The 24,531-nt window shown below is 61.3% G+C and carries 30 protein-coding genes and 1 tRNA gene; 14 read left to right on the forward strand and 17 right to left on the reverse strand.

Annotated features, from left to right (window positions below):
• Positions 1 to 21 precede the first annotated feature (21 nt).
• Genes KQ296_RS07630 through KQ296_RS07640 form a run of 3 tightly spaced genes read right to left on the reverse strand, consistent with a single transcriptional unit; the run spans position 22 to position 1,946 of the window.
• A complete protein-coding gene (locus KQ296_RS07630; protein ID WP_011933846.1) occupies positions 22 to 609 on the reverse strand; it encodes a hypothetical protein in 588 nt (195 codons plus the stop codon).
• A gap of 4 nt (positions 610 to 613) precedes the next feature.
• Positions 614 to 1,186, reverse strand: a complete 573-nt coding sequence (locus KQ296_RS07635) for a type II secretion system protein GspK (RefSeq protein ID WP_011933845.1) — start codon at positions 1,184 to 1,186, stop codon at positions 614 to 616.
• Positions 1,187 to 1,220: 34 nt separating this feature from the next.
• On the reverse strand, positions 1,221 to 1,946 hold the full coding sequence (locus KQ296_RS07640) for a response regulator transcription factor (RefSeq protein WP_011933844.1): 726 nt from the start codon (positions 1,944 to 1,946) through the stop codon (positions 1,221 to 1,223).
• Between the two features lie 125 nt (positions 1,947 to 2,071).
• Between KQ296_RS07640 and KQ296_RS07645 the strand changes: the two genes are divergently transcribed.
• Both KQ296_RS07645 and tyrS read left to right on the forward strand, forming a co-directional pair.
• Positions 2,072 to 2,398 carry a DUF1825 family protein gene (locus tag KQ296_RS07645; RefSeq protein WP_011933843.1) on the forward strand — a complete coding sequence of 109 codons (327 nt, stop codon included), beginning with the start codon at positions 2,072 to 2,074 and terminating at the stop codon, positions 2,396 to 2,398.
• A 41-nt stretch (positions 2,399 to 2,439) separates the two neighbouring features.
• On the forward strand, positions 2,440 to 3,684 hold the full coding sequence (gene tyrS / locus KQ296_RS07650) for a tyrosine--tRNA ligase (RefSeq protein ID WP_011933842.1): 1,245 nt from the start codon (positions 2,440 to 2,442) through the stop codon (positions 3,682 to 3,684).
• On the opposite strand, the gene KQ296_RS07655 is transcribed toward tyrS, so the two are convergent.
• From KQ296_RS07655 to KQ296_RS07665, 3 genes are all read right to left on the reverse strand, one after another.
• The gene (locus KQ296_RS07655; RefSeq protein WP_011933841.1) at positions 3,674 to 4,084 is read right to left on the reverse strand and encodes a type II toxin-antitoxin system VapC family toxin; all 411 of its coding nucleotides are present in this window, start codon (positions 4,082 to 4,084) and stop codon (positions 3,674 to 3,676) included. The genes tyrS and KQ296_RS07655 overlap by 11 nt on opposite strands.
• A complete protein-coding gene (locus KQ296_RS07660; RefSeq protein ID WP_011933840.1) occupies positions 4,084 to 4,311 on the reverse strand; it encodes a type II toxin-antitoxin system Phd/YefM family antitoxin in 228 nt (75 codons plus the stop codon). Before KQ296_RS07660 ends, KQ296_RS07655 begins: the two co-directional genes overlap by 1 nt.
• Positions 4,312 to 4,433: 122 nt before the next feature.
• Positions 4,434 to 4,943, reverse strand: a complete 510-nt coding sequence (locus KQ296_RS07665) for a cupin domain-containing protein (RefSeq protein ID WP_011933839.1) — start codon at positions 4,941 to 4,943, stop codon at positions 4,434 to 4,436.
• On the opposite strand from KQ296_RS07665, the gene pyrF reads away from it, so the two are divergent.
• Positions 4,920 to 5,651 carry an orotidine-5'-phosphate decarboxylase gene (pyrF, locus tag KQ296_RS07670; RefSeq protein ID WP_011933838.1) on the forward strand — a complete coding sequence of 244 codons (732 nt, stop codon included), beginning with the start codon at positions 4,920 to 4,922 and terminating at the stop codon, positions 5,649 to 5,651. The two genes, KQ296_RS07665 and pyrF, sit on opposite strands and share 24 nt — an antisense overlap.
• A 215-nt stretch (positions 5,652 to 5,866) precedes the next feature.
• Here the strand turns inward: pyrF and KQ296_RS07675 are convergent, their stop codons facing one another.
• Together KQ296_RS07675 and KQ296_RS07680 are read right to left on the reverse strand one after the other, a co-directional pair.
• Positions 5,867 to 6,625 carry a 2OG-Fe(II) oxygenase gene (locus tag KQ296_RS07675; protein ID WP_259726424.1) on the reverse strand — a complete coding sequence of 253 codons (759 nt, stop codon included), beginning with the start codon at positions 6,623 to 6,625 and terminating at the stop codon, positions 5,867 to 5,869.
• Between the two features lie 32 nt (positions 6,626 to 6,657).
• A complete protein-coding gene (locus tag KQ296_RS07680; RefSeq protein ID WP_011933836.1) occupies positions 6,658 to 7,947 on the reverse strand; it encodes a tetratricopeptide repeat protein in 1,290 nt (429 codons plus the stop codon).
• Between the two features lie 144 nt (positions 7,948 to 8,091).
• On the opposite strand from KQ296_RS07680, the gene KQ296_RS07685 reads away from it, so the two are divergent.
• Positions 8,092 to 9,540, forward strand: a complete 1,449-nt coding sequence (locus KQ296_RS07685) for a tetratricopeptide repeat-containing sulfotransferase family protein (RefSeq protein ID WP_011933835.1) — start codon at positions 8,092 to 8,094, stop codon at positions 9,538 to 9,540.
• Between the two features lie 39 nt (positions 9,541 to 9,579).
• On the opposite strand, the gene KQ296_RS07690 is transcribed toward KQ296_RS07685, so the two are convergent.
• Together KQ296_RS07690 and KQ296_RS07695 are read right to left on the reverse strand one after the other, a co-directional pair.
• The gene (locus tag KQ296_RS07690) at positions 9,580 to 10,608 is read right to left on the reverse strand and encodes a hypothetical protein (protein ID WP_259726425.1); all 1,029 of its coding nucleotides are present in this window, start codon (positions 10,606 to 10,608) and stop codon (positions 9,580 to 9,582) included.
• 400 nt (positions 10,609 to 11,008) lie between these two features.
• Positions 11,009 to 11,203 (reverse strand): hypothetical protein, encoded by a 195-nt coding sequence (locus KQ296_RS07695; protein ID WP_050815892.1) that lies wholly within the window; start codon positions 11,201 to 11,203, stop codon positions 11,009 to 11,011.
• A gap of 181 nt (positions 11,204 to 11,384) precedes the next feature.
• Here KQ296_RS07695 and KQ296_RS07700 point away from each other — a divergent pair, with 181 nt between their 5' ends.
• Positions 11,385 to 13,238: a cyanophycin synthetase gene (locus KQ296_RS07700; protein ID WP_259726426.1), complete on the forward strand. Its 1,854-nt coding sequence runs from the start codon at positions 11,385 to 11,387 to the stop codon at positions 13,236 to 13,238.
• 108 nt (positions 13,239 to 13,346) lie between these two features.
• Here the strand turns inward: KQ296_RS07700 and plsY are convergent, their stop codons facing one another.
• The 5 genes from plsY to KQ296_RS07725 form a co-directional block, all read right to left on the reverse strand.
• Positions 13,347 to 13,958, reverse strand: a complete 612-nt coding sequence (gene plsY / locus KQ296_RS07705) for a glycerol-3-phosphate 1-O-acyltransferase PlsY (protein WP_011933831.1) — start codon at positions 13,956 to 13,958, stop codon at positions 13,347 to 13,349.
• Positions 13,958 to 14,911 carry a DUF3086 domain-containing protein gene (locus tag KQ296_RS07710; RefSeq protein ID WP_399240821.1) on the reverse strand — a complete coding sequence of 318 codons (954 nt, stop codon included), beginning with the start codon at positions 14,909 to 14,911 and terminating at the stop codon, positions 13,958 to 13,960. The genes plsY and KQ296_RS07710 overlap by 1 nt, the downstream gene beginning before the upstream one ends.
• 117 nt (positions 14,912 to 15,028) lie before the next feature.
• Entirely contained in the window at positions 15,029 to 15,445 is a 417-nt protein-coding gene (locus tag KQ296_RS07715) for a DUF3119 family protein (RefSeq protein ID WP_011933829.1), read from the reverse strand.
• A 12-nt stretch (positions 15,446 to 15,457) separates the two neighbouring features.
• Positions 15,458 to 16,204: an ABC transporter permease gene (locus tag KQ296_RS07720; protein WP_041428928.1), complete on the reverse strand. Its 747-nt coding sequence runs from the start codon at positions 16,202 to 16,204 to the stop codon at positions 15,458 to 15,460.
• A gap of 23 nt (positions 16,205 to 16,227) precedes the next feature.
• Complete coding sequence (locus KQ296_RS07725; protein ID WP_050815940.1) at positions 16,228 to 17,586, reverse strand: MFS transporter; 1,359 nt, start codon at positions 17,584 to 17,586, stop codon at positions 16,228 to 16,230.
• A gap of 95 nt (positions 17,587 to 17,681) precedes the next feature.
• Between KQ296_RS07725 and KQ296_RS07730 the strand changes: the two genes are divergently transcribed.
• Positions 17,682 to 17,752 (forward strand) — tRNA-Gly (locus tag KQ296_RS07730).
• A gap of 57 nt (positions 17,753 to 17,809) precedes the next feature.
• On the opposite strand, the gene KQ296_RS07735 is transcribed toward KQ296_RS07730, so the two are convergent.
• Entirely contained in the window at positions 17,810 to 19,888 is a 2,079-nt protein-coding gene (locus KQ296_RS07735) for a glycogen-debranching protein (protein ID WP_041428660.1), read from the reverse strand.
• 63 nt (positions 19,889 to 19,951) lie between these two features.
• On the opposite strand from KQ296_RS07735, the gene KQ296_RS07740 reads away from it, so the two are divergent.
• From KQ296_RS07740 to KQ296_RS07760, 5 genes are all read left to right on the forward strand, one after another.
• Positions 19,952 to 20,626 carry an MBL fold metallo-hydrolase gene (locus KQ296_RS07740; protein ID WP_011933825.1) on the forward strand — a complete coding sequence of 225 codons (675 nt, stop codon included), beginning with the start codon at positions 19,952 to 19,954 and terminating at the stop codon, positions 20,624 to 20,626.
• A gap of 154 nt (positions 20,627 to 20,780) precedes the next feature.
• The gene (locus KQ296_RS07745) at positions 20,781 to 21,056 is read left to right on the forward strand and encodes an HU family DNA-binding protein (RefSeq protein ID WP_006043393.1); all 276 of its coding nucleotides are present in this window, start codon (positions 20,781 to 20,783) and stop codon (positions 21,054 to 21,056) included.
• A 19-nt stretch (positions 21,057 to 21,075) separates the two neighbouring features.
• Positions 21,076 to 22,005, forward strand: a complete 930-nt coding sequence (gene gluQRS / locus KQ296_RS07750; RefSeq protein WP_011933824.1) for a tRNA glutamyl-Q(34) synthetase GluQRS — start codon at positions 21,076 to 21,078, stop codon at positions 22,003 to 22,005.
• A gap of 410 nt (positions 22,006 to 22,415) precedes the next feature.
• The gene (locus KQ296_RS07755; RefSeq protein ID WP_011933822.1) at positions 22,416 to 22,724 is read left to right on the forward strand and encodes a hypothetical protein; all 309 of its coding nucleotides are present in this window, start codon (positions 22,416 to 22,418) and stop codon (positions 22,722 to 22,724) included.
• 82 nt (positions 22,725 to 22,806) lie between these two features.
• Positions 22,807 to 23,043: a hypothetical protein gene (locus KQ296_RS07760; RefSeq protein ID WP_011933821.1), complete on the forward strand. Its 237-nt coding sequence runs from the start codon at positions 22,807 to 22,809 to the stop codon at positions 23,041 to 23,043.
• Positions 23,044 to 23,046: 3 nt separating this feature from the next.
• Here KQ296_RS07760 and KQ296_RS07765 read toward each other — a convergent pair whose 3' ends face one another.
• On the reverse strand, positions 23,047 to 23,283 hold the full coding sequence (locus KQ296_RS07765; RefSeq protein WP_011933820.1) for a hypothetical protein: 237 nt from the start codon (positions 23,281 to 23,283) through the stop codon (positions 23,047 to 23,049).
• 73 nt (positions 23,284 to 23,356) lie between these two features.
• Between KQ296_RS07765 and KQ296_RS07770 the strand changes: the two genes are divergently transcribed.
• From KQ296_RS07770 to KQ296_RS07780, 3 genes are all read left to right on the forward strand, one after another.
• Complete coding sequence (locus tag KQ296_RS07770) at positions 23,357 to 23,563, forward strand: hypothetical protein (RefSeq protein ID WP_011933819.1); 207 nt, start codon at positions 23,357 to 23,359, stop codon at positions 23,561 to 23,563.
• Between the two features lie 11 nt (positions 23,564 to 23,574).
• The gene (locus tag KQ296_RS07775; RefSeq protein WP_011933818.1) at positions 23,575 to 24,099 is read left to right on the forward strand and encodes a hypothetical protein; all 525 of its coding nucleotides are present in this window, start codon (positions 23,575 to 23,577) and stop codon (positions 24,097 to 24,099) included.
• A 77-nt stretch (positions 24,100 to 24,176) separates the two neighbouring features.
• Positions 24,177 to 24,518, forward strand: coding sequence for a hypothetical protein (locus KQ296_RS07780; RefSeq protein WP_011933817.1), 342 nt, complete (start codon positions 24,177 to 24,179; stop codon positions 24,516 to 24,518).
• Positions 24,519 to 24,531 lie beyond the last annotated feature (13 nt).

Raw genomic sequence — 24,531 nt, forward strand, 5'->3', positions numbered from 1 at the left:
CAGCGATGCTAGAAGCCTCCCTCAAGCCGCATGGAACGGTGTGGCCCAGCGTTCGCGCGTTTCCTTGTTGAAGGGCGGTTGCCAGCGTCGGATCAGGGTCTGTTCCAGCTGCCGGCGGGCCCGGGTGGCCCTGGGCACATCGCCCCAGAAGCGAATGCTGGTGCTGCAGCGCAGACCACAGGCCATGCAGGCTTCCTGGTAGGCGGCCAGGTAGGCCTTGCAGTCGTGCTCTCCCTTCCAGCGACGATCGGCGGCGATCGTTTCTCCGATGTAGAGCAGCAGGGGCTGCGCGAGATCAGCAGGGCGGTCCATCACGAAATAGAGCGCTGCGCCTTGATGGGGGCCTTCCGGCCAGCGCCAGAAACTGAGCGGCAGCGGTTTGAGCTGCAGGGGGTCAAAGCTGGCGAGGGGATCCTGGGCCGCCTCGAAGAAGGCGCCCTGCAGAGCGTCTGGCGGTGTGGGCGCAAACAGCGGCGCCTGGAAGGCATGCACCCGCTGCTGCCAGCGGCGTAGCTGGGGGGCTGTGATCGCCAGCTCTGCGCCGCCACCCGCTGCGCCGGTCTGGGAGGCATCAGCAAAGAGATCGCCCTGGCGGGGTGCGTCAGCCATGCACTCAACGCCGCGGCGGCAGGCTGGGGCCGGAGGGTTTAGCACCGAACGTCACCCGACCGATCAGAGCCTCCACGGCATCAGGCGGAAGACAGAGTCGCTCCTGCAGGTCTGCCAGGTGCTGAAAGGGTTGGCGGCGCCGTTCGCTGATCAGGCGCTGCAGGCGCTCCTGCGGCCATCCCAGGCTGGCGGCCAGCAGGGTGGGACTGCCAGCGTTGAGATCGAGGGGCGGTTGATCCGGCAGCGGGGGAGCGTCGCCATGCCAGCGAAACACCAGATGGGGCCGCCACTGCGCGCAGAGCGCAGATGGCAACTCGAGCAGACGGGCCAGATCCTCCAGCTGGCTGAACTGCACCCCGCCCTGCTGCAGGCGCAGGAGCAGATCCACCATGGCCTCACTGCAGCCGGGTAGTCGGCGCCAGTCGTCGGCCGTGGCCCGGTTCACATCGATGCACCAGCTGGCTTCTTCGTTCCTTGGAGTGGGGGCAGCGGCTGGGCGCACCGGATCGGCCGGCAGGTCGCCGATGGCCTGCAGCACCTTGCGTGCCAGGGGATCGAGCCAGTGCCGGCGGGCCATTGCCGCGTGTCTCCTAAGCAGCCTGGCCAGGACCCTAGGTCCAGCGGGGCGGTCTGGCGGGGACCTGCACGAGCCCCTCACGAAAGGCGGTCACCACCGCTGCGGTGCGGTCTTTGGCTGCCAGCTTGCGCAGCAGGCTGCTCACGTGGCTTTTCACGGTCTCGATCGATACCACCAGGTCGTTGGCGATCGCCTCATTGCTCATGCCGCGGCAGAGCCCGCGCAGCACGTCTTCCTCGCGCATCGTGAGTTCCTGCAGGGGCAGGGACTGGCCGCTGCTGGGAAGCCGGCTGTGGTGGAGCACACCGCTGATCAGCGGATCGAGATATTGCCCATCGCTGTCGATCGCGGTGAAGGCGGTGGCCACCGCGCCGGTGCCGGCGCTTTGAACAGCGCAGATGCCATGGCATCCGGCCTCGATCGCGTTCAGGATCGTGCGGGCGATCGGCCTGTGCAGCAGGATCAGCACCTTGAGCTCGGGCTGAACCGCAAGGGCGCGCTCCACCAGGCTGATGCCGCTGCCGCTCTCCAGCAGATCGGTGCAGAGCAGCAGGGTGGCTGCTTGGCTCTGAATGTTGCCGAGGCAGTCGTCTTCGCTGGTGCAGGCGGCCACCAGAGGCCCCTGACCTTCGAACCAGATCGTCCAGCTGGCGAGCAGCACCGGGTCGGCGGTGGCGATGGCGGTGCGGCTGCGGCGCAGCAGGCCGTGGCCCTGGCGGGATTGCTCTTGCAGTAAGGGGATCTGGGCGCTGAGATCCATCGGGAGAAACGGGCGGGAACCGAGGCCGTTGGCTCTTTCATGGTGGCGCGAATCCAGGGGCGTGGATCCGCACTGTCAGTGCGGGCGCTCATTGTTCAGACTTTCGCAAGTAAACGGATGGAGCCATGGCGTTCTTCGACTCCGAAATCGTGCAGGAGGAGGCCAAGCGGCTGTTCGGCGACTACCAGCAACTGATGCAGCTGGGCTCGGATTACGGCAAGTTCGACCGGGAGGGCAAGAAGAAATTCATCGACACGATGGAGGAGCTGATGGAGCGCTACCGCGTGTTCATGAAGCGTTTCGAGCTCTCGGAAGACTTCCAGGCCAAGCTCACGGTGGAGCAGCTGCGCACCCAGTTGGGGCAATTCGGCATCACGCCCGAACAGATGTTCGAGCAGATGCACGGCACGCTGGAGCGGATGAAGAGTCAGCTGGAGCAGCCCCCCAGCTGAGGCGACCCGTACGATTCAGCCCGCAACCGCTCCGCCTGTCCATGGCCCCGACCCCGTCCTTGCCGGCCTGGCTGTCGCGCGGCATGGCCGATCTCTTTCCTGCAGGAGACCCCGCCGATGCGGATCAGGCTCTGGCGGCGCGCCTGGCGCAAGCGGAGTCGCAGGGCCGACCGCTGCGCGTGAAATTGGGCATCGATCCCACCGGCAGCAGCATTCATCTGGGCCACAGCATCCTGTTCCGCAAGCTGCGGGCCTTCCAGGATGCGGGCCATACGGCGGTGCTGATCATCGGGGATTTCACGGCGCGGATCGGTGATCCCACCGGCAAAAGCGACACCCGGGTGCAGCTCACAGCTGAGCAGGTGGACGCCAATGCCGCCACCTATCTCGCCCAGCTGGGCCAGGGGCAGCCGAAGGACACGGCCCTGCTGGATTTCGAGACCCCCGGCCGTTTGGAGGTGCGCCGCAACAGCGAATGGCTGGAGGGGTTGGACCTGCCGGCCGTGATCGGCCTGCTGGGGACGGCCACCGTGGGCCAGATGCTGGCCAAGGACGACTTCTCCAAGCGCTATGGCAGCGGCACGCCCATTGCCCTGCATGAGTTTCTCTATCCGCTGCTGCAGGGCTACGACTCGGTGGCGGTGAACGCCGATGTGGAGCTGGGCGGCACCGACCAGAAGTTCAATGTGGCCATGGGCCGCGATCTGCAACGCCATTTCGGCAAGGGGACGCAGTTCGGGTTGCTCTTGCCAATCCTGGTGGGTCTCGATGGGGTGCAGAAGATGAGCAAAAGCCTCGGTAACACCGTGGGTTTGGAGGAGGATCCCCTCTCGATGTACTCCAAGCTCGAAAAGGTGGGCGATGGGGCGATCAACGATTACGTGACCTTGCTCACCAACCTGGATCTGGCGGCGTTGCCGGAGAACCCACGCGAGAAGCAGAAGGCGATGGCTCTCGCTGTGACCGCCAGCCGCCATGGATTGGAGGCCGCCGCCAAGGCTCAGGCCGATGCCGCCAGCCTGGTGGGCGGAGCGGGTGATGCGGCGGCGGAGGTGCCGGAGGCGTCGCTGGCGCAGGTGAACTTTCCGGCCAAGGCCTTCTATTTGCTCAGCGCGGTGGGCATCTGCGCCAGCAGCAGCGATGCGCGCCGTCAGATCAAGGGTGGCGCCGTGCGCTTGGAGGGGGAGAAAATCACCGACCCCAACCAGGAGTTCGCCACAGCCGCGGAGCTGGAGGGCAAGGTGCTGCAGTTGGGCAAGAAGACCTTCCGGCGGCTTACCGCTTGAGCAGGGTGACGCAGGCCCCGTACTCGCTCAGGGTCTGATCGCAGCTCAGTAGCTGGTTCCGCTCCTGCTGCGCCTGAGCGATCAGCAACCGATCAAAAGGATCCCTGTGGTGCCAGGGCAAATTCTGGACGGCTAAGCAGTGCTCGGCCTGGATGGGCAATTCTTCAAACCCTTCACGCTGGAGATGCTGGCGTAACGCAGCAGTGTCGAACTGAAAGTCGGGGCGGTTGAGCGAGCGTTTGATCGCCACTTCCCACAGGCTGACGACACTCACAAAAAAGCGTTGTTGTCGGTCTTTCAGATCTGGGATCAGCGTGGCTGGGAGCTCTTCCGGTGCAAAGGCCATCCAGATCAGCAGCTGCGTGTCGAGCAGGCGTGGCGGTGTTGTTCCGCTGGTCATCAGCCGAACATGGCGTTGATGTCATCAACGAAGTCGGCTTTCACATCAGCAGTGGCGATGCCCTGGTTGCTCATGAACCCCAGCGTCCGCCTGCGCGGTGAGGTGTCGACGGGGACGAGCTTCACCAGGGGTTTGCCGGCCCGAGCGATCACCACCTCATCCCCATCCAGGGCCTGCTCCACATAACGGGAGAGGTGGGTCTTGGCGGCGTGGAGATTCACTTGCATGGCATCAGCTTAGCCGGCAGGGCGGCTAAGCTAGAGGGGTATGTGCTGCGGCTGGGCAGGAGGGCCTTCCGGCGGCTTACCGCTTGAGCAGGGGCCTGTCCCTCAAGCTGCCTTGATGGGGATCAGAGGTTGCGCAGCACCTCCAGATCTTCGGGTTCGAGATCGGTGGGAACGCCCTGGCGCAGGATCTCCGAGAAACCCTCATCGCGGTTGAGCACGGTGAGCAGGTAGAGGCGATCGGGGCCGGGATTTTCGAAATCGTGAATGGCCTCGGCAGGAACCACCACAAAGTCGCCGGTGCTGGCTGTGATCGACCGCTCCTCGATGTGGAAGATCACCGTGCCCCGCAGCACGAAATAAAACTCCGCGGAGTGATGGTGGGTGTGCAACGGCACCCGGTCGCAGGGATCGTGGATTTCCAGAAACAGGCTGATCCCTTCCTGGGACCCGCGGTCGTCATCACCATCGGCGGGTGAGCTGAGCAGGGCCAGTCGGCAGTGGTCCTGATCGCTGAAGCGGTAGCCCTGGAGCTGGTCGGGGTGAATGATCCGCGGAAGCATGGGTCGGGTGGCTGTGGCCTCAGGATGGAGGCTGCTGCTGCGGCTGTCTTGGCATCGTTGCGTTCCGCTCATCCGGCTGATCGGATCATCGTGGCCCTCGATGGCATGGCGCCCGAGCAGGCTTTGGCCTTTGCCGCCCAGGTGGAGGGGCTGCGTTGGGTGAAGGTGGGCCTGGAGCTGTTTGTGCAGGCTGGTCCTGAGGTGGTGGCCCAACTGCGCGAGCAGGGGTTGCGGGTGTTTCTCGATCTCAAATTTCACGACATCCCCGCCACGATGGCCGGGGCCTGCCGGCGGGCGGCGGCCCTGGGGGCCGAGCTGATCACGGTGCATGCCTGCGCCGGCAGCGAAGCGCTCAAGGCAGCCCAGGCCGCAGCGGTGGAAGGAGCTCAAGGCGCAGGCCAACCCGCCCCCACGCTGTTGGCGGTGACGGTGCTCACCAGTTGGGAGGAGCAGCGATTGCAACGGGAACTCGCCATCACCCAGGGCATCGCCGAACGGGTGCCGGCGTTGGCGCAGCTCTCGGCGACCGCTGGAATCGGTGGGTGTGTGTGCTCACCTCTGGAGGCCGCGGCGTTGCGGGCGCAGCACCCTGAACCGTTCGCGTTGGTCACCCCAGGCATTCGCCCCAAAGGCGCTGCTGTTGGGGATCAGGCCCGGGTGATGGGGCCGGCTGAGGCGATTGCAGCAGGAGCCAGTCAGCTGGTGATCGGCCGGCCGATCACCAAGGCCGAAGATCCCAGCGCGGCGTTTGCAGCTTGTTGCGGGGAGCTCCTGGGCTGATCGCTCCCACGCTTTGCCGATCATCCCAATCTGCGAAAATCGGTCTAATGCAAGGCCTCAATTTGTGGATCAGGGTTTGCTTTGCCCTGGAATCCATCGCATCCTTTTGCCAATTCATGAACCCATGGATCTGGCTCAACAGCAATGGCGCCAGGCCTTAATCCGCGAACGGGGGGCGATTCCGCGCCGTTTCTGAGGCCCGCAAAGGATCAGCTTCATTGGTTTTCATCCATCAAGTTGTTCTTCATGCCAGCAATGAGAATCATCTTGCGCTGACCTTGTGAACCTTTCACGGTTGGAACGCCATGCCAGGCCTCAGCCGTTCGGGGCAAAACAAAAGCGCGATTGGAAACAAAATCAATCGTTTTGACTTCAAAAAAATTAGCCCAATCTTGTGTTTTTCCGTTTTTTGGGAATCGATCTTGGTCTTGGGGATTCTTTGGGACGTAGAGTCGAGTTCCGCATGCATTAAGCCCTTGATGCTCTGGCAGATAGGCCAAGATTGTAAAAACTCTGCTTGGTGGGTCGATATGAGGGCCAAGACTGTAACCATCGCTATCACGAATCAATACCGTTGTGAGATGCACTGATGGGTGCCGATCCTTTTCTTTGGCTAAATTTGCTGGAATGATGGCATTGAGTAGTTGGCTGCTAAAAGCAGGATTATTGAGATGGTGCTGAAATGTGTCCCAGAATTCAGCTGCAGGTTGCTGGAATGATGCTATGTGACTTTTCCCCAATGCATTGTCACTCAGTGGGGCGCATAATCGATCAATGCAATCCTTCTTCTGGCCTGGATAAGGCTTCATCATCTCTGGGGCCGGGAAATATTCATGGATGGCTGCCAGAGAGGCAGGATCAAAGCAATCATCAATCACTCCGTGGGGTGCCGGCTGTTGGTAGCGAACCTGCCCACTTGTGCATGAACGTAATAAAGAGTCTGCCGCTTTGATGCCAAGGTCTTGATCTGTCATGGCTGGGTCAATGCGGGGCATGAAATTTTTCCTTATTCAATGCCAGGTATCTCGGGTGGACATGGGCTGGCTTGTTTGTCTTTCATGATTTCAACTTGCGCTAAAAAATTGGCGTTGGTGTGGCTGAAGCTCGGCTGCGAATACCCAGTCAGTGGGTCACCCATGGCGTTGGCATAAGCGATCCAGTTTTTGATAATAAGCCATTCACCGAGATTAAACGCAGAGGCGGATTTGTTGATCGGCATGGAATTCCTTTGTTTGAAAAACTGGGCTTCCTTATTCGCCCACTCCTCGCGTTGCCTTGGCCCTTCCTGAAGACTTGTGGATGTATTGATTGCTCCGTAATCGGGGTATTCTTTTCTGAAGGATGTGCATCCTCGATTGATTGAAGCCTCGGGGGAAAGAGCTGTCCTTTTCCGGCATTCTAAAATTACATTTTTGGCAACGTGCGCGGCTTCCTTCACGCCTGAGCAGTAAATTAATCCCTTGTAAAAATTGTTTTGGCCTGGCCGTAATTCAATCATGCACTTGCTTATATTGCTATCTTTGAGATGCAATGTTTTCATGAGAAAATGAAGCATCAGCAGCTCGTCTAGACTTTTGGCGTTAAGTTGAATTTTATAGCAGCTGTGGCATCGCTTGGCGATCGCCTGTTGAGCAAGAAAGAATTTGCTGAGGGCGGAGCAGTTTGGAGCTTCGGATTGTTGAATATGATAGATCTGGGTGAGGCTTGTGTTGATCTGCTGATCAAGTGAGGCTGTAATGATGAAGGCTTTTTGGATGAAATGCTGAATCTCAGCTGCGCTGATTGTGCTGTTGTTGGCTCCAGGCAATGGAAGCTTTCTGAGTTCTGCGTCGACACTCTCGATCGGGTGGATTGCCTTTGAATTGATTGTATTTCTTTGTTGCTGAAGTGTGAGTGTTAAAAGATCACAGGCTTTAGTTGTATCGGCAGCATTGGGTTTAATTGATTCAAGTGCACAGGCCAGCGCTTGATCGAGATTGCCAAATTTGCGGTGGAGGTGGCCAAGCTCGATCGTTGCATCGATATTGTGAGGATCAATTTTTAGGGCTTGATGATTTGATTGAAGCGCCTCATGGAAGTTGCCAAGCTCCCTGTGAATCAATCCTTGGATCCAGTAAGAATTGGTGTCATTTGGATCCAGCAAAATAGCTTGAGATATTGACGTCAGCGCCTGGTTAAGGTAGCCGCAATCTCTACAGCTGTTGGCAAAGTTTTTGTGTGCTTCTGCGCTCTTGGGATTGCTTTTGACGGCTTCGAGGGCGGTTGCCAGCGCCTGGGCTAGTTGCGTTGATGCCACTTTGAGCCTCTCAGACGCTGCTACATATTTTATGGGATTTCTGGAATTATTCGATAAAGTATTTGGGTTTTGCTCGCCGGTAGAATGCAAAAAAATGCGCCAACACCGGCAACCTCTCCAGCTTTAGCCGAAGCTCTGCAGCGGGTGAGCCAGCACCCTGGTGATCACAAGGCCTACCAGCAACTCAGCGCGGCCTATGCCAAGGAGCATCAGGCCGATCTTGCTCTGGCGGCGGCCCTGCAAGCCATTGCGCTGGAGCCCAAAGTTCCCGAGCCTTACTTGCAAGCTGCAGCGGTGTATCGCGATTGGAATCAACCCCAACGAAGCAAGGAGATTCTGCTGCGCTGCATTGAGCATTGCCCCAGCAGCCATGACGCCCACTTACTGCTGGCGACCAACTATCGCGCCTTGCGTGAACTTGATCGGTTTGAAGAGGCGATTCATCGCTGCCTTGCGCTTCAACCCGGCTCGCCAGGAGCATTGATTGAGCTGGCGTCACTGGAGCGCAACAAGGGCAACCGGCAACGCTGCAAAGAGCTTCTAGGTCAGGCTTTGGCTGCTGATGATGAGAAGATCGTCGCTGTATTAGGCCAAGCTGCCGATCTTCAGAGTGATCAAGAGGCGATCGACATTCTTGATTCCATTGAGCGGCTGATCAGCCGATCACCGGATCGCAGACAGCATGAAACGTTGAATTTTGCCCGGTTCGAGTGTCTGCATCGGCTGGGTGATGTTGATCAAGCAGCCACCGCCCTGCAGCAGGCCAATCAGGCCAAGCTCCAGCGGTTGCCCTCCAACAAAATCGCCATGCTGGAGCGCATCCACGCTGGTGCAACAACCCCCAGCGGCGTGGCGCCACAGGCTTCCGCCCACAGCCAGCACGTGTTCATCGTTGGCATGCCGCGCAGTGGCTCCACCCTGTTGGCCTCAATCTTGAGTATGAAGGAGGGCAGCGTCGATTTGGGGGAACACGGCGCGATGGGCCAGGCCATTGCCCAGCTCAACCACCAAGCCAGCGGCACATTGGATGGCCTATATCGCGCGCTCCTCGATGAACTCCCGCTGCTGGAGCAGCCAAGCCAAGCCGCCATCACGATCGATAAATCGGTCTACAACTTCATTCACTGCAATGTGATCCTTGATCTGATCTCCAACGCCAAAGTGATCCACAGCCGGCGCAATCCTCTCGACAACATTCTCTCGATGTTGCGGGCGCGGATGGTTGCACCACAAAACTATTGCTCCGATGTTGTTGATGCTGCTGAAGTAATCATTGCCCAGGAGCAGGCAATGCTTGGCTTCAAGGAACGCTACGGCGAAAGGATCTTCACCAACAACTACGAGCAACTCACCCAAATCCCTGAACACCACATCCGCACACTGCTCTCGTGGCTGGACTGGCCCTGGGATGAGCGCTACTTGAACCACCACCGCAAAGATCGCTTGATTTTCAATGCCAGCGCCATACAGGCCCGCAACCCCATCAACAGTCGCTCTGTTCAGGGCTGGCGCCGCTATGCCGATCTGCTGGAACCAGCCCGGCAGTGCTTGATCAGCAGCGGGCTGTTTGATTCAGCTGACCTAACGGCTTAAACGGGGCGTGGACCTGTGTTCAGCTCTTCAATCTGGGCATCAGGTTGCCTGCAGCAGATCGCTGCGCGTGCCCAGGTCATTGCCGATTGCGATCCAATGATCCAGGCAGCCCTGGCGTAGCTGGGCGGCCCCATCACCTCCCACGCCCTCCAGTTGCAGCAGCAGCCCCATCAGGGCCATGGTGTTGCCCTGGTGAATCTGATCGAACAGCTCATTCGCCCGCAGCCCCGGTATTGCTGCACATGCCCTGGAGAACAGGGTGCGAGGCAGTCCGGGCTCTCGCGTCAGGCCCAGCAGCGGCTGGACCACCACCAGCTTGTCGTCCTGGCGTTCAATCGTGCAGGACTTGGTCAGACCGTCGCGCCGCACCCCCCCTTGCACCACCACCTGCTGGCCGTTGTGCTGAAGCCAGAGGTTGAGGCTGAACCCCGAAGGTTCCTGGCAGTTGAAGCCGTAGCCGAGCAGGCGGTGCAACGGATCGCTGACGGAGTAGTTCACCAGAATTTCGCCGGCATGGACGCCGCCGACGGCGATGCCATCGCCACCTTGATTAAAGCCCTTGGCAGCCGGCGCATGGTTCACCAGTTCGATGACCGGCATCAAGACTTTGTTGCCTTTGTGGTTGATGAAGCGGGTCTTCAGAAAGCGCTGGAAGATTTCCTGTTCGCGGTTCTCGCCGGGAAAGCGATTGTCGAGGTTGTAGAGGCCCAGACGCTTGAGGTCCTGGTGAACGGCATCAGGTAGCGCCTTCAAGCTTTCTTCAAAGGCTTCGATCGAACGGCAGCCGTCCAAGCCCCAGGAGTGGTTGGCCTGATACTGCATGAACCAATCGGCATAGCCGGGGGGAAAGGCGCTGGGATCCTTGATCACCACCGCCCCCTCCTGCAGTTGTACGGCGTCGATCGGCACCAGCAGGGCATCGGGAACCCGCAGCTTCACCGTTTTGCCAGGGTCGATCGGAAACAGCCCCATGCCGAAGGGACCCTCGCGTTGCATCACGTTCTCAGCGATGCCGCCGAAGCCACGAAACGCCTCCAGCAGTGCCTGCCACATAGCCGACGGTGCCATCGTTCCTACACAGAACGCGATGTACTTTTCCACCCATGCATTGCCCTGTTCATGCCGCCGGTGCAAACCGTCATTGACCCCAACAAGCAAGAGCGGATTGCAGTTCAAAATGCCGCAACTGAATGCCTGATGCAGAAAGGTGTTGCCGGTGCTGCTCCATCCGCTCAACGCCTTCACAGGTGATGGACGCGGAGCTTTGGTGAGGGCCCTACCAATACAGCAAAGAACGCTTGATTTTTAATGCCAGCGCCGTACAGGCCCGCAACCCCATCAACCGGCGTTCTGTTCAGGGCTGGCGCCGTACTGCCGATGTGCAGGAACCAGCCCGGAAATGCTTGATCAGCTGCGGACTGTTTGATTCAGCTGCCTTAACGGAATGAACAGGCCTGAGGGCTTGTGTTCAGAAATCGATCTTGGTTTCCCCGCCGCCGCCGCCTTTGCTGCCGCCGCCGTCGGGTTCGGTGCCGGGCCCAGCCAGCTCCAGCGATGCCTGCTGTTGGCGGCGGAATTCAGCCACCTGCTCGAGTACCGCAGCATCGACCGCGAAGGGCAGTTGGGTCGAGGTGTCTAGAGCTGTCTTGTTTTCCATGTCCATGGCTGGTGCTTAGCCAAAAAGCATAGGGCTTAAGTGAGATTAATAGCAGTGTTTGACCGGTCAACAATTCCCTTGCAGGGTGATGGTCTTGCCGTCCTCGCTGTCTCACTCGACAATGCCGCCGGCAGCGCTGCGGAAGCTGCCCGTGAATCGGGGTTGACCTTGTGCGCTGGCGGGATTGATGGGTTCCAAACACTGGCAACAGCGCTCCTTGCGCATGGTTTCAGGCCCTTGCCTTGATGAGCCAGATGCTGTGCGTCATCCGGAGTTGCTGTTAAAGCCCGCGGCGGTGATCTCATCAATGGCCTTGGCGGAGCTGCAGCAACGGTTGCAACAGGCCCAAGCTCTTGAACTTCTGCTGGCTTTCGAGCCACAGCGTGTGCTGGGGGGCAAAGAGGCCGCCATTTTTGAAGCCGCTGAGCCTCGGGGGCTGTATTGCGCGCTTTGGTGTGGGGTGTGGGCCTCCAGTGCGCTGGGTCTTGGCTACCCCGCCATCACTCCTGATCACCAAGGCATTCGCATGCTCTGCAAGGCCTTCGTGGGATCACCGGTGTATGTCGAACTCATGGCAACGGCTCTCAATCTGGCGGCCGATCTACTCGAGGCCTGCATCGAGGAACCAAACTCTGTGGCCACCCGCCTCCAGCCCCGCGTGCAGGCAATCCGGGAACTTGCCTCAATCAGGAGGGGGCATGGGTTCTCGAATGCATTGATTCGGGCGGCAACCCAACGGGGTATTCCCTGCTTCCCAAGGTGGCTGGAGCCAGGCCCGAATCCCCCGCTATTGCAGTTCGGCGTTGGTGAGGCATCGCGGCTGATTCGTTCGTCCGCCAACGATGCCGATTCCCTAATAGGTGCCCAGGTTGCCCAGCGCAAGCCGATCACGCTCCAATGGCTTCAGCAATTGGGGTTTCCAACCCCAAGAACAATAGTGTTGCCGGTTAAAAGCGGCCAATGCAGCAGGTCTCAAGCGCTAAACGCTGCGGTAAAGGTTGGGTGGCCATGTGTCGTCAAGCCCGATGCCGCTGAGTTGGGTTGCGGCATCACTGTGAATATCAACACCCCTCGGGCATTTGTTGCTGCGGTCGCTAAAGCGATTCCTTTTGCCCACCGCGAGGTGCAAGTGCAGGCCCACTGCAAGGGCGCTTATGTGCGTATGGCAGTTATCAATCACACCTTGGTGCGCGCACTTTGCTGCGAGCCGCCTTTTGTGATTGGGGATGGGTCCGCCTCCATCGGCAGATTGATCGAAGTCAGAGCTGAAAACTGGCGGGAGCCTGATGCAATCACCAGGGAATACTTCCTCGAGCGTCCTCAAGCCAGCCCAGCGATCGAGCAGTATCTTGCGCACGCCGGATTGACCCTGAAATCGGTGCCGGAGGACGGCGAACGCGTTGTCATATCCAGCGATCTGGAGAACCGCATGGATTGGGTCTACAGCGAGTTACTGGATGTTGTGCATCCCAGCGTTCAGTGGATGGCTGAATCGATCAGCCATTCGATGGCCTTGCCAAACGCAGGTATTGATGTGATTACAACGGACCTCGCAGCTCCCTTGCATGAGGGCAAGACGCAGCTGATTGAGGTCAACTTCATGCAAAGACTCCAACGGGCGCAAGCAGCGCAATACCTGGACACTTACTTCCCCGCAACAACCTCGGGCTGGATCCCAATCGAGGTGATTGTTTGCCTGTCGTCCAATGCTGCTGCTACCCATCTCAGAAATGATCCGGTGGTTGCTGGGAGCGTGGTGGGCATCAGCCCAGCACTGCAAGCAGACGACATCGGTTTGTTGGAGACATCAATCAAGGAGTGCATGGTGGTTGGCTACTTCAAGCCCGAGCAGCTCTTGTACAACCGCTCGATCTGCCATCTCAAATTCTTGCTGAGCTGGCAGGAATTCCTTGACCAGGGCTTGCCATGCGAGCGGGTGAGCCGGGTGGACTTGGTTGGCGAGCTCTCCAGCGCGGATGCCGAGCGCTGGCGTGGGTTTGTTGATCAGCTCAAGGTTTTAGGACGGTTGTTTCAGGCTTGATCCCAATCGTGCCTAATTGGTTGAACGATTGACTTCACTCGTCCATGCCTACAGAGCAGTCGTTGAGCAGCAGCACCCGGGTGCGGCCAGCGCTTTCCACCGCGGCACTCATGGTTTCTGTCCCACCTTCGGTTCGCTGCCGTTGATCAGGCGTTGCAGGTTGCTGCGATGGCGCCAGAGCACCAGCACCATCGCCACCACCGCAACCAGGATGTAGGGAGGGCTGCCGGTGGCGAGCACCATCAGCAGGGGCAGGCTGAGGGCGGCGATCACGCTGGCCAGCGACACGATCTTGCTCAGGCTGAACACGGCCATGAACACCCCGAAGCAGGCCAGACCCACCGGCCAGGCCAGGCCGAGAAACATCCCGAAGCCGGTGGCCACGGCCTTGCCGCCCTTGAAGCCCAGCCACACCGGCCAGATGTGACCAGCCAGCGCTGCCAGACCCGCCAGCACCTCCAGCCAATTGCGCATCAGCTCCATTCCCACCAGGCCTTCGCTGAGGGCTCTGGCCAGCAGCACAGCTGCCGCGCCCTTGCCCACATCCACCAGAAACACTGCCAGGGCTGGGCCCTTGCCCACGTTGCGCAGCACGTTGGTGGCGCCGGTGGAGCCCGATCCGATCGTGCGCAGGTCGATGCCTTTGAGCCAGCGGCCGGCGAGGTAGCCGCTGGGAATGGAGCCGAGCAGATAGCCCAGCAGCACGGAGAGGAAGCCCATCACAACAGGTCGTCGATGTCGTCGGTTTCGCCGGGTCCGGCCGCAAAGGCCAGCCAGAGCGGGAACTGAAGCACGGGAATGTCCACCACCTGTTCAGAGGCGTCGATCAGGATCAGCGGCACCTCGCCCCGTTCCTCCAGGCGGTCGGCCCGCTCCACCAGGGCGTCGCCGCGTTCAAAGAGCACGATGCCGCTGTTGGGGCCGAAATCCTCCCGGCCCAGGCCCAGAGCATCCTGCAAACCTCGGCGCCAGTCGCCCAGCCGTTCGGGTTGGCCTGCCAGCACCAGGGTCTGGAATTGATCGCCGTAGAGCTCACCGATCACGGCGATCAGCGCGGCCGCCAGCAGCACGTTGCGGGGCCGGTTGCCGCGGCTGGGCTGGGCTCCGCGTCCCCCTTGATTGAAGAACCAGTCTTCGAGCACGGAGGTGTCTGCCGCATCCATGCTGCGGCGCAGCTTCCAGGGGTCGGCGTAGAAGTCGGGCTGCTCCAGGAAGCGTTTGAGGTTGGCGCGGATCAGCTCCTCATCCGGGCGGAAGGTGTCGGCCAGCGCTGGTGTTGCGCCTGCGCTCGCCGCCTGATCGGCGGCCGCGGCCTGGGCGTCCAGCGGCGAGGGGTGCACCACCACCGGTTGGGCCACCAGTTCCAGGGTTTCCACCGACTGGGCCAGGCCCTGGAGGGCTCCGCTCAGGTACTCCTGGAAGCCCTTCACGCGCCGGGCGATCGCATCGGACTGCCCGGCAAAGCTGGCGGCCATCTCCGTTTCCAGCTGCTGTTTGCGCTGGGTGAGGGTCTCGATCTCCTGCTGCAGAGCGTCGCGTCGCTCCTGGAGTTCGGTGAGGGCCAGCTGGATCAGGGGCCCATGGCCCTGGGGCTGAGGATCGGGCTCCTGGGGCTGGGGGTCGGCTTCCTGGGGGGCCGGCTCCTGGGGCGTCAGATCGGTGTCGTCAGGCATGGCGCACGTGTCCTGCATCTATTCCAGCGGATCGCCGCGTGTCTGGCACGTGCGGCACGTCTTCGTAACGCATGCGTTTCCTTGCCGTTACGGTGGCGTGTTCTTGTTGGCTGTCGTTCAGGGCTTGGGGGTTTCCAGGGCGCCCACGCGCTGCACCAGCTGCTCGCGCAGCTGTGCTGGATCAAACAGGATCGGCAGGAAGTGGATGCTGTTCACCTCGCGGAAATAGAACAGTCCGGGCAGCCAGGCGGCGAACAGGCGCCAGCTCTGCCACTCCGCGTAGGGAAAGCGGCGCAATTCCGTTTGGCCTCGCCACACCACCAGGGTGTCGGCGCAGAACTCCAAGCGCAGGCTGAAGGTCTGCACCAGCAGAAACAAGCCGAAGAGTGCCACCACCAGACTCGGCCAGGGGCGCAGCGGTAAGGGCAGCAGCGCTGCACCCAGCAGCAGAATTGCCAGGGGCAGCCGCGGGCTGGGGGCGATGCTCACGCTGCTTGCGTCTGCGCTGGCTGGTGCTGGAGAAGGGTCGCTCATGGGGGTGGGCTTTTAGCCGAAGAGGATCTGGGTGAGAACGGTGTCCATCAAGGCCACGGTCACCAGGATCATCACCACAGCTCCGGTGGTGCTGGTGCCCACTTCCTTGGGGCCACCTTGGGTGGTCATGCCCCAGCCACAGGAGAGCACGGCGATCTGCAGGCCGAACACCAGTGCTTTGATCAGCATGAAGGGAATGTCGTCGGGCAGCAGCCAGCTGCGCACCGACATCCAGAACACCTCCGGCGGAATGGCGTAGAGCTCGGTGCTGCTGATCTGGGCGCTCCAGATCGCCACACCGAAGAAAAGCAGGCACTGCACCGGTGCCATCACCACCATGGCGATCAGTCGCGGCACCACCAGGTATTCCACTGGGTCGGTGCGCAGCATCGTGATCGCATCGATCTGTTCGGTCACCTTCATGGTGCCGAGCTGGGCGGCGTAGGCCGTGGCCACCTTGCCCGTGAGCAGGGTGGCGGTGAGCAGCGGCGCGATCTCCCGTGCCAGGCCCACAGCCAGCACGCCGCCGACGGTGGCATCGGCGCCCATGCTGCTGAGCTCCTTGGTCACCTGGATGTTGAACACCGTGCCCGCAGCCAGGGACGTGATGATCACGATCAGGAAACTGCCAGGACCGGCTTCCTGCAGTTGGTCGAGCAGGTCAACGGTGTTGATGCGGCCCCGGGCGGTGGCGGTGACGGCCTGCCCGCCGATGATCAGGCTGCTTCCCAGCCGGTTCAGCCAGCGGGGGGATTTCAAGCGGAGGCGGAACGGAGAGGAGGTCATGCGCGTTGCAGGTGGGCGCCGCGGTCGGGCCAGCGGCGCATCAGCAGAAGTCCAAACACCACAAGGATGGCGGGAATCGCGCCCATGCTCATGCGAATGGCCAGCAACGCCAGCGCCGGCTGCTCAATGAAATCCATCGCACCGCTGCAGGCCTCGCTGGAGATGTAGCCGGTGAACGAGAGCAGCACACCGAACACGCTCATGCTCACGCCGATGATCAGCTTCTGACCAAACACCATCCAGGCGGTGTAGAGGCCTGCGGGGTGTGTTGGGTCAGCATCAATCGCGTCGGGCAGCAGCGACCAAGGAATCAGGTAGGCGGTGGAGGCTCCGAGGCCAACCAGCATGATCAGGCCGATCAGGGGAATCAGTTCAGCGCCGCTGCCGCCGTGCTGCAGGGGCGGAAACACCATCGACAGCAGGCAGGCCAGGATCCAGAGGCTGGCGCCCCAGCGCAGGGCCACCAGGCGCCCCTTGCGGTTCGAGAGCAGGCTCCAGAGCTGTAGGCCTGCCAGAGCGCTCAGCTGAAACGGCAGCAGGATCCAGGTGGACAGATTCGGAGGTACGTGCACCACTTGCACCAGCCAGATCAAGGCCACCACCTGCATCAATTGCAGGCCAAACCACAGCAGCAGGTACAGCCCAAGCACCATCAAGAAGCGGGGGTTGGAGCGGATTCTTTTGAGTTGCGCCAGGGGTGGTTCGCTCTGGTTGCTCGGGCGTTGGGCCCGCTTGGCAAAGGGGGCCAGACCCCAGCAGCAGGCCAGGGTGGCCAGGGCGGCGATGGTGCCGGTGATCCGGCCCATGCGCAGGTAGCCCGCGGCGCCATCGCTGAGCACCACGGAGGCCACGATCAAGCCGCTGAGGCCCGCCAGGATCGACCCGGTGAAGCGCGCGGCGTTCAGGCGGGTGCGGATGGCGGTGTCGGGGGTGAGTTCGGTGGAGAGGGCTGCATAGGGCAGATTCACGCTGGTGTAAGCGCTCATCAGCAGGATCGCCATCACCACGTAATAAAGCGTGCGCTGGGTTAAGTCCCCCTCGGGGACCCACCACATCGCGGCCAGGCTGATGCCCAGCGGCAAGGCGGCCCCAAGCATCCAGGGGATTCGCGGCCCCCAGCGGCTTTGGGTGTGATCGCTCATCCAGCCGATCAGCGGGTCGTTGATCGCATCCCACACCTTGATCACCGTGAGCAGCGAGCCAGCAATGAACGCAGGCAGTCCGGCTGCGCAGGTGAAGAACGGAAAGAGGTAGAACCCGAGTTGCGTGGCGGCCAGTCCGGTGCCGGCATCCCCCAGGCCGTAGGCCACCATCAAGCGTTGTCGGGATCCCCCGGGAAGGGTGCTTTTGCTCATCGGGCCAGGGGAGGGGGCAGGCGGACCGCCATAATGGTGAAGCATGCATCCAGGAACACCACCCAACGCGGGTGAACTGGTTCGGATGTATTAATGCGGGCGTAGTTTAGTGGTAAAACCTCAGCCTTCCAAGCTGATGATGCGGGTTCGATTCCCGCCGCCCGCTTCCTGAAATCCGGTTCTACCCGGGCTCCTGGCTGTTTTAGGCCTTGGCGCTCCTGGCTTAGAGCTTGAGGCCATTGGTGTACTCCCTGGCCACCATCACCACCAAGCTTCTGGCCTCCAGGGGCACTCCTGAGGGAGTCCAGGGTTCGGGCTGGGCCGGAAGGTCCTCTCCCGGTGGCAGGGCCGTATCGATCAGGCGATGCCACGGTGTGGCGGCCTCGGGCAGGTCGAAGTGCATGGCCTTGAAATAGGCGTTGAAACCGGCCCACAGCACCGCCCCCTGGCTGCCCCGGTGCACGCTCAGGGCCAGGCAATGGGACCAGCTGGCCCAATCGGGTTTTCCTAGCTCCACGCCATGCCACTGTCGCCAGAACCCCTCAGGGTCACTGCTGAGCTGCTGGGGCTTTTCGTTGTGGGCGATCAGCGGGGTGAACAGATCCTTGAGTTGGTGACGCACAGCGATCAGCCGCCGCACATAGGTGAGCAAGTCCCTGTCGCAGTGATCATCCGACCAGATCATCCAGCTCAGTGGGGTGTCCTGGCACCAGGTGTTGTTATTACCCCCCTGGCTGCGGCCCACTTCATCACCCATTAACAGCATGGGCACTCCGCGGGCCAGCAGCAGGGTGCTGAGCATGTTGCGCTGCTGGCGCCGGCGCAGAGCTGTCACTGCATGGTCGCTGCTCGGCCCTTCCACACCGTGATTCCAGCTGATGTTGTGATTCTCGCCATCGCGGTTGTCTTCCCCGTTGGCCAGGTTGTGCTTGCTGTTGAAGCTCACCAGGTCCATCAGCGTGAAGCCGTCGTGGGCTGTGAGCAGATTCACCGAACGCCCAAGCGTCACGGGCTTGCCGTCGTAGAGGTCCGGGCTGCCGCGCAGGCGTTGCCCCAGGGCCCAGGTGGTGTTCTCATCCCCTTTCCAGAAGCCGCGCAGGGCGTCGCGAAAGCGGCCGTTCCAGGTGCCGATGCGCTGGGCCGGAAAGTCGTTGAGCCGGTACAGCCCGCCGCAGTCCCAGGGTTCACTCACCAGTTTGAGGTCGCTGAGAAGCGGGTCGGCTTCCATGGCTTCCAGCAGAGGTGGGTGGTCGAGTGGTTTCAGGCCCTCTCCACGGCTGAGCTCGATGCCCAGATCGAAGCGGAATCCATCCACTCCCAGCTCCAGAGCCCAGCAGCGCAGGGACTCCAGGATCAAGGCCCGTGTCAGCGGCTGATTCGCGGCGATTGAATTGCCGCAACCGCTCACATCGAGATAGTCGCCTTGGCTGGATTGGTGGTAGTAGATCCGGTCGGCGAACCCACGCCAGCTCAGGGTGGGGCCGGCTTGGTTGCCTTCGGTGGTGTGGTTGTAGACCACATCCAGAAGCACCTCGAGGCCGGCGTCATGACAGGCGGCCACAAGGGCGCGCATCTGCTTGCGGGCCTGCAGGGCGTCGTCTCCGCAGATGTAGCCCGCGTGCGGGGCGAACCAGCTCAGCGGGCTGTAGCCCCATACGTTGTCGCGGCCTGGAGGCGCATCGTGCGGATCGAAGGCTTGCACCGGCAGCAACTCGATCGTGGTGACACCGAGGGCTTTGAGGTAAGGAATCTTGTCGATCACCCCCAGGAGGGTGCCGCGCCGCTCCGGCGCCACACCGCTGTCGCTGCGCCGGGTGAAGCCCCCCACATGCAGTTCGTAGATCACCGTCTGCTGCCAGCTGTGGCGCGGTCTGGGGTGGGCATCAAAGTCGAAGCGGTCGCGCTCACAAACCACACCTTTGAGGCAGCAGTCGGTGTTCGGTGAAGCTCCGGTGGCCATGCCCCGCTGGTACACCGACCAGCCCTCGATCCCCCGGGCGCAGGGATCGAGGAGCACTTTCGCGGGCCGGAATCCATGCCCACCCGGCGCCAACGGCCCGAACACCCGGTAGCCGTAGAGGCAGCCCTCCGTTAGGCCCTCCACCTCTACATGCCAGTAGTCGCCGGAACGGTGGGTGTGCACATCAAGATCGATGATCCGCTCAGGACTGGGAGCCTCACTGCTGCTGAAGAGCAGCAGCTCCACCCGGTTGGCCCGTGGCGCGGCCACCGAAAAATTCACGCCCCGTGCTGTCACGGTGCTGCCCAGGGGCCAGGGTCTGCCTCGAAGGATTGCGCTCACCGAACCACCCGCCGGCCGCAGGACGCACTGGTTTCAAAGTAGTGGTATCTGCGGTGAAGCACCGTGACTGTGTTGACCTCCGCCTTGGAACCCGGACGCCCTCCGCAGCGCATCCGTGCGGATCTTTGGCTGTTCCCCCCCAATCGCGACTGCCGCGGTGGCTCGTCCTGGTGGCTGGATGTGGCTCCGGAACCGGTGCTGATCGACTGCCCTCCGCTCACTGAGGCCACCCTGACGGCCTTGAAGGAGCTGGCTGGAGGCCGTGTGGCTCGCATCCTGCTCACCAGCCGGGAAGGGCATGGCCGCCTGCGCCGCCTGCAGGAACGGCTTGATTGGCCGGTGCTCGCGCAGGAGCAGGAGGCGTATCTCCTGCCGGGGGTTCCAGACCTCGGCACCTTTGCCGAGGCCCACACCACCATCTCCGGCTTGCGCCTGCTCTGGACCCCAGGGCCAACCCCGGGCCATGCGGTTGTGTATGCCCCAGCCCCCTCGAATGTGCTCTTCTGCGGACGCTTGCTGGTGCCGGTTGCTGCCGAGTCTCTGGCCCCGCTGCAGCACCGGCGCACATTTCATTGGCCAAGACAGCAGCGCAGTTTGGAGCGTCTGCGCGAGTGGCTACCTTCAGAAGCCGCTCCTGCACTGGCATCTGGAGCCGGGCTTGGTGCCTTGCGCGGTGGGCGTCTGGCCCCATTCAGCAGTTGGAGTCCGGCCGGGCAGCGCGATGGATCTGAGGTGTGAATCAGGCAATGTTGCAGAGAAAGCATTGCGGCACGGTGTTTTTCGGTTGCCGCACTGCTCAGACCTCCATACGATTGGCGCGCTTAGGCAAGCCGTGCGGATGTCGACCTCCGCATCGTCGTTCCAACCGCTTCCGCCACTTTCCTCCCTCTCCATGAACAAAGCCGATCTCGTCAATCTGGTTGCTGCCCGCACCGAGCTCACCAAAACCGACGTGTCCCTGGTTGTGGACGCTGCGATCGAAACCATCATTGATTCCGTTGTTGAAGGCAAGAAGGTCTCTATCCTTGGCTTCGGCTCCTTCGAGCCCCGTGAGCGCTCCGCGCGTCAGGGCCTGAACCCCAAGACCGGCGAAAAGATCAAGATCCCCGCCAAGCGCGTGCCTGCCTTCACCGCTGGCAAGATGTTCAAGGACCGCGTTCAGGGCTGATCCGCACCCGTTGAACGTTTTGAGGTGGTCCTGCGGGACCACCTTTTTTTATGTGATCTGCCCAGACCACCTGCTTGCCATCCTGCGCCGTGGTGAAGCCATGGCTTCCAAGGGATATCGAGGACGCTTTGCTCCCACGCCCTCAGGCCCGCTGCATCTGGGAAATTTGCGCACTGCCTTGCTGTCGTGGTTGCAGGCCCGTTGTCATCAAGGCCAGTGGCTGCTCCGCATCGATGATCTTGATACGCCGCGGATCCGCCCCGGAGCGATCGAGTCGGCTTTGAACGATTTGCAGTGGCTCGGTCTCCACTGGGATGGCCCTGCGATCGTTCAGAGCCAACGCCGGGGTCTTTATGGATCCTTCTTGTCGGCCCTGCGCCGCGGGGGAGTGGTGTACGCCTGCCGCTGCAGCCGCCGGCAACTGACCGGGATCTCCCGTTATCCAGGAACGTGCCGTGGCCGAGGCCTGAGCTGGGGCTTCGAGGATGGCCGGCTTCCTGCCTGGAGACTCACCGTGCCGGAACCCTATGCATCCTCGTGTGGTGATCCGGTGGTGCGCCGCGCGGATGGTTTCGTGGCTTACCACCTGGCCACGGTGGTGGATGAACTCTCCTTGGGGATCACCGAGGTGGTGCGCGGCCAGGATCTGGTCCCGGCTTGTCTGCCGCAGCAGGCTCTGGCTGCGGTGTTGGGGCAAACGGCACCTGATTACCGCCATGTGCCTCTGCTGCTTGGTGATGACGGCTTGAAGCTTTCGAAGCGTGAGCGGGCCAGTGGATTGGAGCCCCTGAAGCAGCAAGGCTGGGGACCTGATCAGGTGGTGGGCCACCTCGCCGCATCCCTGGATCTAGTGCCTGCTGGCACGTCCATGTCAGCGCTTGAGTTGCTCGAGCACGTGGGCCGTCAGCCAAAGCAATGGCAGACGCAAAGCCAATGCCTTGATTTTTGACACCTTGATTCTTAAGGAAGGCTTCGGGATCAATGGGGCCAATTGCTCCCACACTGAAGCGACTACACGGTTGCGGTGATGGACATCTGCTCCTGTTGCGGAGGCAGTGGAATTCAGCGGGTGGGTGAACAGCAGTTCCGCACCTGTCTGGCCTGTTTGGGACAAGGCTTTGTCGATGCTGAGGATGCAGAACTGAAGTCGCGGCTGGACCAAACCGCAGCCGAGCCCGTCAACGCAGTTGCTTCTTCCGTTGCTGCCAGATGAAGAAGGTGGCGGTGGCCACCACAGCCAGCAGGGGAACGCTGGTGAACAGCAGCAGAGCGACAGCGGTCCAGTCTGTGTACATCCGTTCAGCAAATAAGCCCCAATAGTCTCTCAGGAGAATGGTCTCAGTGGCTGGTGATCGGCGTATGAGGGGTCTGTGTCTTCTCTGTCTGGCGGCGACCATCCCGTTCCGTCCTGCGCTGGCCAGTGCCCTGGATGGCATCAGGCCTGAGCTCATCGCTTGCTTCACAACGGAGGATGCCAGCCAGTGCGCCCGTGCCCTGGACCTCACCGAGCAGCTGCAACGCCGTGCTGCGAGCAGGGAACGATTTCCCTGCCAATCTCTTCTGCTCGGTCTTCAAGCGGAGGTGGTGATGGTTCAGCTCTCTGAAGGTCGAGGCGATCGGGCCCTGCGGACCCTGCAGGACAGCGATCGTCTCTGTTGGGGCCTATGAGCTCCATTCCAATGCCTAGGCCTGCAAACTATCTGAAGTATTGCCATGACTCATGCAGGCCTTGAAGCAGTCTTTGCCCGCCATGACCCTCGGTGCAATGGTGGCGTTCTCGGTGATCCCGGCGGAAGCCCAGATCCGTTTCGACGATTGTCAGCCAGCGGCTGGGGGAGGCATCACCTGCAACACGGTCCCCTACGGCAACACCAGGGCCAACATGATCGATGGTGAGTACGGCCTGCTGGATCAGGGCAGTCCCGGTTGGGCTGAATACAACCCCTACGAGGGCTACGACGACATGCTGGGCGGCAATCAGACCTGAGCCTCAGGGGCGACGCCAGATCTCCCAGATCAGCAGGGCGGGGACAGCCAGCAGCACCACGATCAACACAAGGATCAGAATCGCGATGGTGGGCCACACAAAGGTGGGCGGCAACATCGTGTTCAGGTCCCACATCGTGGCCATCACAACCGTCTGAATCCCGCTGTTCAGCAGCGACAGGAGCACGATCCAGCAGCCCGTGATCAATGCGGTGAGGATCAGTCGGCGGTTTTTTGTCATCACGTCATCTCGGCTGCATCTCTAGACGCCTGCCACGAACTGGACCAGGATGGGATGGGTGCGCTCCGATTGTATGGATCAGGATCCAAACGCCACCAGCTCAAGGGAACGCACGGTGCTGATTGTTCTGCTTCTCGCTTTGGGCCTTGGTCTTGTGGCGATTCCTCCGGTTCGCGAGGGGATCCTCAAGGATTTCAGGCGCAAGTGGGATCAGAACGGGCAGCTGCACAACGCCGGATCCATCCGGCTGGCATCACGCGCTGATGTCTTGATGCCATGACGGTGGTTTGAATGCCATCCCAACCCCGCAATCGAGTCGGTGAGGTGTACGGCAAGCTCACGGTGCTGCGGCTTTCAGAGCGGCGCACCAAGGGCGGAAATGTGTACTGGTGGTGCCGTTGTGCCTGTGGCCGCGAGCGGGAGGTTCCTGGAGACAAGCTGTCCCACAACACCCTGCGCAAAAAACCGGTGGTGATCGCTTGCCATGCATGCGCGCGGGAGCTGCAGGTTGAGGCTGTTCAGGCGCGCAATGATCGCGATGAGCAGGAGCGGCGGGAGGAGGCGCGTCGCAACAGGAGCGCGCTGCAAGGTCAAGTGCCCGAGAGTTGGTTGAGGTTGGCATTAACGGATGCCCACGCGCGGGAGCGCGGCCAGGTGCTCTTTTTCCGGGGGACGCGCTGCCTGCGCAACCATCTGGCGCCGTATCGCATCAATGGGGGGTGCCTGGCTTGTGCTGGTCAGAAACCCTCCGCGCTGACGGGAGCGTCTGTACCTGAGTCTGATGCGCTGCGAATCCAAGCAACAGCGCCTGAATGAGGCCCTCGGGGTGTTGGCTCTGCAACTTGCGGAATCCTTCTGAACCGCGAAGATCAAATCCACTTCGGAACTGATCCATGGCATCCAAGTTCTTCCATGTGCACCATGAGTTCCGTGCAGGCAAGGCTGCGCAATGGTGGCAGGCTGCGCAAACAGCCATGGCCCCTGGCGGTGGTTGGGATGAAGCTGTTGCCAAAAACCTCGAAGCTGGTTTCTACAATCACTCTTTCTGCCCGGTTGGTCCAGAGGGTCCGGCTTTCTGCATCTGGGAAGTGCGCGAAGGCATCACAGCTGAGCAGTTTCAGGAGTTCATCGATGGTCCGATGGGCGTCAATTTCGGGCTGGATGCGTGGATGAATATCTGCAGAGAAATCAATGTTGACCTTGCGGGTAATCCTCCCTATCCAAGGAAGTTTTGACGCCGTCTCCCAT

The organism is Synechococcus sp. CS-197, assembly GCF_025128215.1.
Taxonomy (GTDB): Bacteria; Cyanobacteriota; Cyanobacteriia; order PCC-6307; family Cyanobiaceae; genus Synechococcus_C.

What these genes read in the sequence shown, in the direction of transcription:
- KQ296_RS07755 (WP_011933822.1), top strand. Translation starts at nt 22,416, where the DNA reads ATGAGGGGTCTGTGTCTTCTCTGTCTGGCGGCGACCATCCCGTTCCGT.
- KQ296_RS07665 (WP_011933839.1), bottom strand. Translation starts at nt 4,943, where the DNA reads ATGAGCGGAACGCAACGATGCCAAGACAGCCGCAGCAGCAGCCTCCAT.
- KQ296_RS07725 (WP_050815940.1), bottom strand. Translation starts at nt 17,586, where the DNA reads ATGAGCAAAAGCACCCTTCCCGGGGGATCCCGACAACGCTTGATGGTG.
- KQ296_RS07640 (WP_011933844.1), bottom strand. Translation starts at nt 1,946, where the DNA reads ATGGATCTCAGCGCCCAGATCCCCTTACTGCAAGAGCAATCCCGCCAG.
- KQ296_RS07630 (WP_011933846.1), bottom strand. Translation starts at nt 609, where the DNA reads ATGGCTGACGCACCCCGCCAGGGCGATCTCTTTGCTGATGCCTCCCAG.
- KQ296_RS07655 (WP_011933841.1), bottom strand. Translation starts at nt 4,084, where the DNA reads ATGACCAGCGGAACAACACCGCCACGCCTGCTCGACACGCAGCTGCTG.
- KQ296_RS07700 (WP_259726426.1), top strand. Translation starts at nt 11,385, where the DNA reads ATGGGTTCCAAACACTGGCAACAGCGCTCCTTGCGCATGGTTTCAGGC.
- KQ296_RS07710 (WP_399240821.1), bottom strand. Translation starts at nt 14,911, where the DNA reads ATGCCTGACGACACCGATCTGACGCCCCAGGAGCCGGCCCCCCAGGAA.
- KQ296_RS07745 (WP_006043393.1), top strand. Translation starts at nt 20,781, where the DNA reads ATGAACAAAGCCGATCTCGTCAATCTGGTTGCTGCCCGCACCGAGCTC.
- KQ296_RS07715 (WP_011933829.1), bottom strand. Translation starts at nt 15,445, where the DNA reads ATGAGCGACCCTTCTCCAGCACCAGCCAGCGCAGACGCAAGCAGCGTG.
- KQ296_RS07775 (WP_011933818.1), top strand. Translation starts at nt 23,575, where the DNA reads ATGCCATCCCAACCCCGCAATCGAGTCGGTGAGGTGTACGGCAAGCTC.
- KQ296_RS07695 (WP_050815892.1), bottom strand. Translation starts at nt 11,203, where the DNA reads ATGGACATGGAAAACAAGACAGCTCTAGACACCTCGACCCAACTGCCC.
- KQ296_RS07760 (WP_011933821.1), top strand. Translation starts at nt 22,807, where the DNA reads ATGACCCTCGGTGCAATGGTGGCGTTCTCGGTGATCCCGGCGGAAGCC.
- KQ296_RS07765 (WP_011933820.1), bottom strand. Translation starts at nt 23,283, where the DNA reads ATGACAAAAAACCGCCGACTGATCCTCACCGCATTGATCACGGGCTGC.
- plsY (WP_011933831.1), bottom strand. Translation starts at nt 13,958, where the DNA reads ATGGGCTTCCTCTCCGTGCTGCTGGGCTATCTGCTCGGCTCCATTCCC.
- KQ296_RS07660 (WP_011933840.1), bottom strand. Translation starts at nt 4,311, where the DNA reads ATGCAAGTGAATCTCCACGCCGCCAAGACCCACCTCTCCCGTTATGTG.
- KQ296_RS07635 (WP_011933845.1), bottom strand. Translation starts at nt 1,186, where the DNA reads ATGGCCCGCCGGCACTGGCTCGATCCCCTGGCACGCAAGGTGCTGCAG.
- KQ296_RS07770 (WP_011933819.1), top strand. Translation starts at nt 23,357, where the DNA reads ATGGATCAGGATCCAAACGCCACCAGCTCAAGGGAACGCACGGTGCTG.
- KQ296_RS07645 (WP_011933843.1), top strand. Translation starts at nt 2,072, where the DNA reads ATGGCGTTCTTCGACTCCGAAATCGTGCAGGAGGAGGCCAAGCGGCTG.
- KQ296_RS07690 (WP_259726425.1), bottom strand. Translation starts at nt 10,608, where the DNA reads ATGGCACCGTCGGCTATGTGGCAGGCACTGCTGGAGGCGTTTCGTGGC.
- tyrS (WP_011933842.1), top strand. Translation starts at nt 2,440, where the DNA reads ATGGCCCCGACCCCGTCCTTGCCGGCCTGGCTGTCGCGCGGCATGGCC.
- KQ296_RS07780 (WP_011933817.1), top strand. Translation starts at nt 24,177, where the DNA reads ATGGCATCCAAGTTCTTCCATGTGCACCATGAGTTCCGTGCAGGCAAG.
- KQ296_RS07675 (WP_259726424.1), bottom strand. Translation starts at nt 6,625, where the DNA reads ATGACAGATCAAGACCTTGGCATCAAAGCGGCAGACTCTTTATTACGT.